The 9,881-nt window shown below is 71.4% G+C and carries 6 protein-coding genes; 2 read left to right on the forward strand and 4 right to left on the reverse strand.

Annotated features, from left to right (window positions below; genetic code table 11):
* Positions 1-210: 210 nt before the first annotated feature.
* Positions 211-2,808 (forward strand): alpha-glucan family phosphorylase, encoded by a 2,598-nt coding sequence (gene glgP / locus ACFFNX_RS05460; RefSeq protein ID WP_378196125.1) that lies wholly within the window; start codon positions 211-213, stop codon positions 2,806-2,808.
* A gap of 578 nt (positions 2,809-3,386) precedes the next feature.
* Here glgP and ACFFNX_RS05465 read toward each other — a convergent pair.
* Positions 3,387-4,124 carry an SDR family NAD(P)-dependent oxidoreductase gene (locus tag ACFFNX_RS05465; protein WP_378196128.1) on the reverse strand — a complete coding sequence of 246 codons (738 nt, stop codon included), beginning with the start codon at positions 4,122-4,124 and terminating at the stop codon, positions 3,387-3,389.
* A 47-nt stretch (positions 4,125-4,171) separates the two neighbouring features.
* Between ACFFNX_RS05465 and ACFFNX_RS05470 the strand changes: the two genes are divergently transcribed.
* A complete protein-coding gene (locus tag ACFFNX_RS05470; RefSeq protein WP_378196131.1) occupies positions 4,172-4,723 on the forward strand; it encodes a MarR family winged helix-turn-helix transcriptional regulator in 552 nt (183 codons plus the stop codon).
* Here the strand turns inward: ACFFNX_RS05470 and ACFFNX_RS05475 are convergent.
* From ACFFNX_RS05475 to ACFFNX_RS05485, 3 genes are all read right to left on the reverse strand, one after another.
* Positions 4,720-6,027 (reverse strand): hypothetical protein, encoded by a 1,308-nt coding sequence (locus ACFFNX_RS05475; protein WP_378196134.1) that lies wholly within the window; start codon positions 6,025-6,027, stop codon positions 4,720-4,722. The genes ACFFNX_RS05470 and ACFFNX_RS05475 overlap by 4 nt on opposite strands.
* Positions 6,028-6,197: 170 nt before the next feature.
* On the reverse strand, positions 6,198-7,004 hold the full coding sequence (locus ACFFNX_RS05480; RefSeq protein ID WP_378196136.1) for an SWIM zinc finger family protein: 807 nt from the start codon (positions 7,002-7,004) through the stop codon (positions 6,198-6,200).
* A partial coding sequence (locus ACFFNX_RS05485) for an SNF2-related protein (protein WP_378196139.1) occupies positions 7,004-9,881 on the reverse strand: 2,878 nt, incomplete at its 5' end. The genes ACFFNX_RS05485 and ACFFNX_RS05480, both read right to left, overlap by 1 nt.

Genomic DNA, 9,881 nt, shown 5'->3' on the forward strand with positions numbered 1-9,881 from the left:
GCGGGCGTGACGACCGGGGTGTGCCGCACACGCGCGAGCCGGCCCGGGGATCGGCCCGGCGGCCCTCGGGCACATGGTGTCATCACCTGGCGGACTTCGCACTTCGCCGGGGTTCGTCGTACGGAGGCGGCAAACATAGATCCAAGGATGTGGGCCGCTGTGCGGGTTTGGGTCGCGAGCACTGCCCGTTACCGATTAGTGTCGCGCCACGTGAAGGCCATCCGGAGATTCACCGTACGCACGGTCCTGCCCGAGCCGCTCCAGCCGCTCGAGGAGCTCGTCCTCAATCTGCGCTGGTCGTGGCATCCAGAGACGCTCGAGCTCTTCCAGTCGGTCGATCCGGAGCTCTGGGAGGCGACCCGCCATGATCCGATGCGGTTGCTGGGGGAGGTCTCGGCCGAGCGCCTGGACGCTCTCACCGGCGACCGGCGTTTCCTGCGCGCCCTCGGCGACGCCGTCGAGGAACTGCGCGAATACGTCACGGCCCCGCGCTGGTACCAGGGGCTGTCCGACGTTCCGGCGGCCATCGCCTACTTCTCCCCCGAATACGGCATCGCGGCGGCACTGCCGCAGTACTCCGGCGGTCTCGGCATCCTCGCCGGCGACCACCTGAAGACCGCGAGCGACCTCGGCGTGCCGATCATCGGCGTCGGCCTGCTGTACCGCCACGGGTACTTCTCCCAGTCGCTGTCGGCCGAGGGCTGGCAGCAGGAGCACTACCCGCCGATCGACCCCGACGGTCTCCCGCTGACGCTGCTGCGCGAGCAGGACGGCACGGCCGTGCGCGTCTCCGTCGGCCTGCCGGACGGCGACCGGCTGAACGCCCAGGTCTGGATCGCCGGCGTCGGCCGCGTGCCGCTGCTCCTGCTCGACTCCAACGTCGAGGAGAACTCCCCCGCGTCCCGCGACGTCACCGACCGCCTGTACGGCGGTGGAACGGACCATCGGCTGCTGCAGGAGATGCTCCTGGGCATCGGCGGCGTCCGCGCGATCCGCCAGTTCTGCCGCGTCACCGGGCACGCCGCCCCCGAGGTGTTCCACACCAACGAGGGCCACGCGGGGTTCCTCGGCCTCGAGCGCATCCGCGAGTACATCGACGAGCAGGGCCTCAGCTTCGACGAGGCCCTGGAGGCCGCGCGCGGCGGCACGGTGTTCACCACCCACACGCCCGTCCCGGCCGGCATCGACCGGTTCCCGCGCGAGCTGATCAAGAAGTACTTCGGCACCGACAACGAGGCGTCCTCGGTCCCCAGCGAGCGCATCCTCGCCCTGGGCGCGGAGACCTACGAAGAGGGCGACCCCGACGTCTTCAACATGGCGGTCATGGGCATGCGCCTCGCGCAGCGCGTGAACGGCGTGTCGGTGCTGCACGGCGCCGTCAGCCGGGAGATGTTCGGCGGCCTGTGGCCGGGCTTCGACACCGACGAGGTGCCGATCGGCTCCATCACCAACGGCGTGCACGCCGAGACCTGGGTCGCGCCCGAGATGGTGGACCTCGTCCGGCAGCAGCTGACCGGCGTCGTCGAGGACGGCGAGGGCTGGGACGCCGTCGCCCGGGTCCCCGAGCCGGAGATCTGGCGCATCCGCCGGGCGCTCCGGGAGCGCCTCGTGCTCGACGCCCGGCGGCGGCTGCGCGAGTCGTGGCGCCAGCGCGGCGCGAGCGACGCCGAGCTCACCTGGATCGACGACGTCCTCGACCCCGACGTGCTGACCTTCGGGTTCGCCCGCCGCGTGCCGTCGTACAAGCGGCTGACCCTGATGCTGCGCGACCAGGAGCGGCTCAAGTCGATCCTGCTCGACCCCGAGCGTCCGGTGCAGATCATCATCGCGGGCAAGGCGCACCCGGCCGACGAGGGCGGCAAGCGGCTCATCCAGGACATCGTCCGGTTCACCGACGACCCGGCCGTACGCCACCGCATCGTGTTCCTGCCCGACTACGACATGGCGCTCGGCCAGTCCCTGGTCCAGGGCTGCGACGTGTGGATGAACAACCCGCTGCGGCCGCTGGAGGCGTGCGGCACGTCGGGCATGAAGGCGGCGCTGAACGGCGGGCTCAACCTGTCGATCCGCGACGGCTGGTGGGACGAGTGGTCCGACGGCAACAACGGCTGGGCCATCCCGTCGGCCGACCGCGCCGCCGACCCGGACCGCCGCGACGACGTCGAGGCGAACGCCCTGTACGAGCTGATCGAGGACCACGTCGCGGCGCTGTTCTACGACCGGGCCACCGACGGCCTGCCGCGCCGCTGGCTGGAGATGGTCAAGCACACGCTGACCACGCTCGGCCCGAAGGTCCTCGCCGGGCGCATGCTCCGCGACTACGTACGGGACCTGTACGCCCCGGCCGCGGCCGCGGGCCGCCGGCTGGCCACCGACGAGCACACGGCGGCCAAGTCCCTGGCCGCCTGGAAGCTGCGGGTGGCCAAGCTCTGGCCGGGCGTCACGGTCGAGCACGTGGAGTCCAGCGGCGCCACGCAGAGCCCGCAGCTGGGCGGCACGCTCACCGTGCGCGCGACGGTGGAACTCGGCGGCCTGGAGCCGTCGGACGTCGCGGTGGAGGTCGTGTACGGCCGAGTCGGCGAGACCGACACGCTCGTGGACCCGTCGTACGTGGAGCTGACGCAGGTGGAGAACATCGAGGGTGGCCGGCTGCGCTACGCGGGCGAGGTCACCCTCGACCGCGCCGGGGCGTTCGGCTACAGCGTGCGGGTGGTGCCCAAGCACGACCTGTTCGCCTCCCGCGCCGAGATGGGCGTGGTGGCCCTGCCCCCGGCCCCGACCGGAATGACCAACGGCGACCTGCGCTGATACAGAGACGCCCGGAACCCTCGGCCGAGGGTTCCGGGCGTACCCGCTCTTGGCGTGTGTCGAAGTCCCGCCGTCCGGGACACGCTTCCCGGTCCAGGCGGGTCAGGCGTGGGCAGTGGTAACGGGTCAGGACCGGTGCGCCGTGGCCGGGACCTGGAACCGCTCGGCCGCCCGCTGATACGGCCGGGTGCACGACGCAACGCGCCGGTTCCAACCGGCCTCGCGGAGTCGGTTTGGCGTTGGCGTGCGACTACCAGGACCTCCGGACGAGACGTGCATGTTGCGTCTTGACCGGGCTGCGGTAGGCCGCGATGACCGATCGGCCATCCACGCCGCACCGAGGAGGCGGTATCGCCCGGCCCAGCGCCTGGCGGTCGGCCAGCCCGCATCGATGATCAAACGCGCCGGCCGAAGACGCCCACGAGGGGTCAAAGCAGCCTTAGCGTGGAACACGAGAGCCTCCTGGCCGTTGGAGCGGTTCCCAGACGGCTCCACTCCACAACCGCAGCCCTTCACCGATCACCCACATTCACACCGTGTCGCCACACAACCTCAACCGACCTGCCTGGGCAGTACACCTAGCGGCCGCGGAAGGCGCCGCCGTTGACGTGGATCACCTGGGCGGTGATGTTGCCCGCCTCGGTGGAGGCCAGGAACGCGACCGTGTCGGCGATCTCCTCCGGGCGGCCGGGACGGCCGTTCGCCGCCTGGCCGATCAGTGCGGCCCGGCGTTCGGCCGGTGGGCCGTCGTCGCCGAAGAACTCGGTGTCCTCGATGTAGCCCGGGGCGATGGCGTTCACCGTGATGCCCTGGCCGCCGAGTTCGAAGGCCAGGTCGCCGGTCCAGCTGTGGAGCGCGGCCTTGGCCGCTCCGTACGATCCGCCGGGGCCGCTGCCGCGAGCGCCCGCGATCGAGCCGATGGAGATCACGCGACCGCCGTGGGACAGTCGCGGTGTCAGTGCGCTCGTCACCAGCACCGCGCTGAGCAGGTTGGCCTCCAACTGCGCGGCCCACAGGTCGCGCAGCCCCGCCAGGTCGCCCTCGGCGGGCGTGGGCCGCTGCCGGAAGATGTTGCCGCCCGCGTTGTTGACCAGGACGTCCACCCGGCCGGGCAGGGCCGGCAGAGCGGCCTCGATCGCCGCGACGTCGGAGGCGTCGAAGGCGACCGCGCGGACGCCCAGTTCCTCGGCGGTCTCCTCGAGCACCTGCTTGCGCCGCCCGGTGATCACGACGTCCAGGCCGTCGGCCGCGAGCCGCCGCGCGATCGCGCGGCCGATGCCCGTACCGCCCCCGGTGACGATTGCCGTGCGTGGCATGACTCTCCTTGTTTAGGCCTAAACAATGTCCTCTACGCTAGGTCGGCATGACGCGACAACGCAAACCGGACGGAGTGGACCGGATCCAGCTCGCCTGGACGCGCGAGCGCCCCGCCACACCGGTCGAGTCGATCGGAGTGATCACCCGGATCTGGCGTGCCGGGAAGCTGCTCGCCGACGACCGCCGGCGTACGCTCGCGCGGCTCGGCATCGACGCCGCCACCCTGGATCTGCTGTCCACGCTGCGCCGCCACGGCGCGCCGTACCGGATGACGCCGGCCGAGCTGAGGGAGGCCTGCCTGGTCAGCGCCGGGGCGATCAGCCAGCGTGTCACCCGCGCGGAGACCTCCGGCCTCGTACGGGCCCACCGCAGCAGCGGAGGGCGGACCGGCGCGGTCGAGTTGACCGCCGAGGGGCACGCGCTGATCGAGGGGAGCGTCGACGAACTGCTCCGCCACGAGCAGACCCTGGTCGAGCACCTGACGCCCGCCCAGCGCGAGCAGCTCACCGAACTGCTCCGCGTCCTCCTCGACGGCCTGATCGCGCGGCTCGCCGAACCGGGCCCGGCGGACGCCCCGCCGGACCCGGGATCGGTCTAGCGCGGGTCGGCGTAGACGACGTCGCCGACGGACGGCTGGAAGTACCGGTCGCCCCGGTAACGTGCCCGCCAGTAGCCCGGACGGGTCCCGGGGATGGTCGCGGAGAAGAAGGAGTTCGCCGGCAGCGTCGCCTTGCGGTGCCACGTCGTGCCGTCGGGGGAGAACTGGATGTCGACCTGCGGATCGGCCGGTGCGGACAGCCCGGTGAAGAACAGGTTTCCCCGTACGTTGATCGCCCCCGCGTCGGGGCTGCGCTCGGCCTCGAACTCGGAGATGACCGACGGCTGGACGACGATCACCGAGGCCGACCCCGAGGCGTCGGCCACGAACGGGTCCTGGGTCGTGTAATAGATGGGGATGTCTCCCGTGTTGTACGGCACCAGGGTCACGGAGTAGCGCCCGTCGCTCCCCGTGGTCACCTCCTGCGACGAGGAATAGGGGCCCACCGTGAGCCGGGCTCCGGCGAGGGGCTGCCATCCGTCGGGGGACCTCCACGTGGCCTGGCCGGACACCGTGATCTGAGCGCCCGGGTCGACCCGGCGCGGTTCGGCCGCCGCGGTCACCCGCACCTGGGCCTGCTTGATCCCGATTCGCAGCGTCGCCGAACTGCCGCGGAGATGTCCGGGGAACCGGTCCTGATAGTCATAGAGCGCGTCGAAGTCGGCGGCCCCCGTCAGGGTGCCGGTGTAGGAGAACCGCCCGTGGGCGTCGGTCGTCAGCGTGGCCGAGCCGAAGTGGTCGTCGCCGTTCCCGTTCCGGCCGTAGATCCGGTAGCTGAGCGAGACCGGCGCGTCGGCGAACGGCGTGAGTTCGCGGGTGTCGGGTGAGCGGCTCGACAGCCGGCCGCGTACGACGACGTCGCGGTGGCCGTAGGTCACCGCCGCGCGGTTCGCCGTGAACGGGTCGAAGACCGATACCGCGAAGTAGCTGAGGTAGCCGACGGACGGCGCGGTGACCTGGCTTCCGTCCGCGGCCGTGGCGTCGACCGTGACCGGGTAGTTCTCCAGCCGGTCGAGTTTGAAGGTGTCGCGTGTGGCCCACACGCCGTTCTCGGCCGTGCCCGAGCGCAGCACGAAGTCGTCGGTGGCGGCGACCTCGGCGCCGGTGTCCGGCGAGATGATGTGGGCCGTCAGGTGCGTGATCGCCTGCGTGTAGGTCGCCGAGACCTGGAGTGTTCCCAGGTCGTCCTGGTCGCTGTTCGCCCAGTTGACGACCGGCTGGTCCGCGGCGAACGCGGCGTGTGGTGCGGTGGTTCCGAGTGCCAGGAGAAGGGCACTCAGCAGTATCGATCCGATGCGGCGCAAGAAAACCCCCTGGTGGTGAATCGCCCCGTTGTGCATTTCTTACGCCGCTATTCGCGATTGCGTAGAGATTTCGCCTAATGCGGTCAATTCGGAAACGCGTGACATCCGGGGACCATCGGTGCGCGTCTCCGGAGTGCCGGGCTCCTCGGAGGACTCCGCCCGGCCGGCGCCTACTCGTCGGCGCCGGACAGGGCCTCGTACGCGGGGCGGAGCACCTCGGTGAGCTCCTTGCGGCGCACCTTGACCTTCGGCGGGTCGAGCAGCTTCAGCAGCAGGCCCGGCGGCATCGGGGGAGCGGGCGGGCGGTCGCGGACCGCGGCCGGGGTCCAGAAGTCGTCCAGGCGGTCGGCGATCGGCGTCTCCTCGACCTCCAGCGGGTCGGCCTCGGCGGCCGCCTCGGCCGAGTCGAGGCGGCGCAGGCTCGCCAGCAGGTGTTCTTCGGTGCGGCCGTTCCACGCGAGGATCAGGAACGGATCGTCGTCGAACGCCTCGGCGAGGAGGTAGAGGACGGCGGCGGCGTGCTTGCAGGGGTCGCCCCAGTCGGGGCAGCTGCACATGATGTGCATGTCGCCCGACGCCCCGGGGAACAGCGGGATGCCGAACGCGCCGAAGACGTCCTCGATCTCCGGCGGCATCTCGCCCGCCAGCAGCCGCGCGCGGAAGACGGCCTGCGAGGCCAGCGCCTCCTCGATCGCCGCCCAGGTCGGCTCGTCGATCGCGTCGATGCCGATCGCCACGTCGTACGGCTCGGCCTCCGAGCCCTGCACGCGTGCGGTCACCTCGTACGCGTCCACCTTCAGGTCGATCACCTGACCCTTGCGGGCGTACGCGCGTCCCCGGCTCAGGCGGCCCTTGTCGGCGAAGGACTCCAGCACGTCGATGAAGCGGCGCGACCACCACTCCTCGCCGATCGTGCCGCGCTCGCCGCGGGCGCGCAGCCCGCCCTCGACCGGGCGTGCGGAACCGTACATCGACATCAGGCGCTCACCGCCTCGGACCCGAGGCGTACGACGTCGCGCAACTCGGCGACGGACAGCTCGGTCAGCCAGCCCTCACCGGTGCCGACGATGCGCTCGGCCAGGGCCTTCTTGCGCTCGATCATCTCGTCGACGCGCTCCTCCATGGTGCCCACGCAGATGAACTTGCGGACCTGGACGTTCTTGGTCTGGCCGATGCGGAACGCCCGGTCGGTGGCCTGGTCCTCGACCGCGGGGTTCCACCAGCGGTCGACGTGGATCACGTGGTTGGCGGCGGTGAGGTTCAGCCCGGTGCCGGCGGCCTTCAGCGAGAGCAGGAAGACCGATGGCTCGGCGTCCTGCTGGAACCGGCGGACCAGCTCGTCACGGCGTTTCTTGGTGGTGCCGCCGTGCAGCCACAGCACCGGCCGGTCGAGCCGCGCCTCCAGGTGGGGCTGGAGCATCGCGCCGAACTCGGAGTACTGGGTGAAGACGAGGGCCTTCTCACCCTGCTCCACGACCTCGGCGCAGATCTCCTCCAGCCGCTCCAGCTTGCCCGAGCGGCCGGGCAGCCGCGAGCCGTCCTTCAGCAGGTGGGCGGGGTGGTTGCAGACCTGCTTGAGCTTGGCCATCGTCGCCAGGACGAGGCCGCGCCGCTCCATGCCCTCGCTGTTCGCGATCCGGTCGAGCATGTCCTCGACCGTCGCCTGGTAGAGCGAGGCCTGCTCGGGCGTGAGGTTGCACCAGACCTTGATCTCCTGCTTGTCCGGCAGGTCGGTGATGATCGACTTGTCGGTCTTCAGGCGCCGCAGGATGAACGGGCCGGTGGCCCGGCCGAGCGCCGCCGCGGCCTCGTGGTCGCCGTGCGCCTCGATCGGCGCGGCGAACCGCTCACGGAACGACTGCCGCGGCCCGAGCAGGCCCGGGTTGGCGAACTCCATGATCGACCACAGCTCGGTCAGGTGGTTCTCGACGGGCGTGCCGGTGAGCGCGAGCCGGCTGCGCGCGGGGATGCTCCGCACCGCCTGCGCCTGCCGGGTGCCGCTGTTCTTCAGCGCCTGCGCCTCGTCGCAGACCACGCGCTCCCAGTCGATCGCCGACAGCGCCTCACGGTCGCGGGCGGCCGTGCCGTAGGTGGTGAGGACGAGGTCGGCGTCGCGTACGGCCCGCTCCAGGTCCTCCCCGCGATGCCGCCCGACACCGTGGTGGACGTAGACGCGCAGCTTGGGCGTGAACCGTGCCGCCTCCCGCTGCCAGTTGCCGATGAGCGACATCGGCCCGACGAGCAGCGTCGCCCCCGGGGCGGCCGAGGTACGACCGCGTTCCAGCAACGCGAGCGTCTGCGCGGTGTTGTGGCAGAACATCCCCGCGGCGACGTAGTTGTGGTGCTCGGGCACCTCGAAGTCATAGACCCAGCCCTCGTAGTCGACGTCCTGGACCGAGACGACGGTGGCATGGAAGCCGGGTACGCCTTCGACGTCGATGCTCGCGGGGAGCTCGCCGAACCGGTCGAGCTCTTTCTGTTTCTCCGGGTCGGCGATGCCGATGTGCTCGCGGAAGAGCCGGGCGCCCGACCCGCCGATCAGTCCGACGGTGTGCGCCGGTTCGATCCGCGTGCCGTCGGCGGCGTGCTTCGTCGACAGCCGGATGCCGAACCGCCGAAGCATCGTGGACAGCTGCTGCGCCGAGAACGTCGACGCCGAGGGGACCTCGATGGTGCGCGTCCCGGCATTCACCGAGGCCACGGCCGCGAAGCGGTGGCGAAGGAAGAGGCGCACGGTGGGGTCGTCGGCCGCGACGACGAAGTCCGGGATCTGCTCGTCGCCGATCCGCCGGGCGAGGAGGACCGTCAGGTCGGGGTCGACCGGCCGGCCGGCCTGGAGCAGCCGCGCCGGTGCGTAGAGCCGGTCGCCGGGGCCGATGTCGTTCGTCCACCCGTCAGGGCCGAGGAACCGATGACGGTGGGTCACCGTGATCGAGGTGCCGTAGGAAAGGGTGATGTGGCGTAGCGGCTCGCGGACGTGCTGCCGATACAGGCGCGATATCTCGGCCGTGATGACGCGGCCGCTCTCGTCCAGGGAGTTGGTCGTCAAGATCTCGGTGGGCCGGGCCCATTCGCCTTCGCCGTCGAATTCCGCAGGACCCGCGAAGCGGTCCCATGCGTCCTTGGCTTCGATCGGCGCGCCATTGATGAAGACGGCCGTTTCGGGCGATACGCACTTCCCGAGCCCCATGTCGTCCGCGAGTACCGCGCCCAGCCCCAAACCGTCCAGAAAGGACAGCCAGGCCAGGCCGCGCTCCTGGTACGGGCGCAGGGTGCCCTCGAAGCCCTCCGGGGTCGGGATCGGCGCCAGGCGGCGGTCGGCCTCTCCCGACAGCAGGTCGCCCAGGGCGCCGTCGGCGTCGATCTCCAGCAGCGGCAGTGTGTCGTCGCCCGCGTGGATGGCGGCGCGGACGGCCTGGGCCGCGCTCATCTCTCCCTCGCGGCCCCGGCTGAGGAACTCCAGCGCCGCCTTGAGCTGCGCGTCGTCCAGCTCGACCCAGCGGCCGCGCAGCCGGACCAGCGGCGCCTTCAGCCGGGCCAGCTCGGCCAGCTCCTCCTCGGTGATGTCCTCGCCCTCGATCGCCAGGTCCCACCGGAAGCCGACGAGGTCGCCGAGGCCGAACCCGGAGGAGACGGTGGCACCCGCGGACTCGGTCTTGCTGCGCGTCGTCAGCTTCATGCCGAGCCGCGCCCGCCCGGCCCACTGCGGCAGCTGCACGCCGAACCCGGCCGCCGACAGCAGCGGCGCGACCTCGCGCAGGAAGGTGAAGGCGCCCGCGGCGTCGGTGGTGACGCTCGTCGGCGTGGCCACCCGCAGGGCCTCGGCGAGCGCCGGATAGAGCCGGAGCGCGCGG

Source organism: Actinoallomurus acaciae, assembly GCF_042429965.1.
In the GTDB taxonomy this organism is placed as follows: domain Bacteria; phylum Actinomycetota; class Actinomycetes; order Streptosporangiales; family Streptosporangiaceae; genus Actinoallomurus; species Actinoallomurus acaciae.